The sequence below is a fragment of the Vibrio sp. OPT18 genome (genome assembly GCF_015163615.1).
Classification (GTDB): Bacteria; Pseudomonadota; Gammaproteobacteria; order Enterobacterales; family Vibrionaceae; genus Vibrio; species Vibrio coralliirubri.
The window spans coordinates 1-299 of record NZ_JADDYK010000076.1 but is presented as its reverse complement, the minus strand read 5'-3'; the positions used below and the strand labels follow the sequence as shown (position 1 = coordinate 299).

At 42.8% G+C, this 299-nt stretch carries 1 protein-coding gene; it reads right to left on the bottom strand.

The features are described from left to right. The coding region (locus tag IQQ51_RS20720) for a hypothetical protein (protein ID WP_193841995.1) at positions 1-299 on the bottom strand (299 nt) is incomplete at both ends.

Sequence of the window (299 nt, the reverse complement as noted above, 5' to 3'; positions counted from 1 at the left end):
ATGGTACTGGTTGTGATTGTGCCGTCTGCAAGATTTGGCTCAGTGATATCTAACGTACCATCCTGCATGATTTGAACATCATCACCGATGGTTACATTTAACTGAGAAACCAAAGAATCATCGCCATCGCTGTCTACTGCATAAACAGGCAGGTCAAAGCTCAAACTGTTATTCACCAGACCATCTTCGTGGTCAAGCGCTTCAAGTAACGTAAAGGTGTATTGACCTAGATTTGTACCAGAGAAGGTAACGGTAAAGACGTTGGTTTCAACATCCGACGCATCTTTAACAAAACCGAT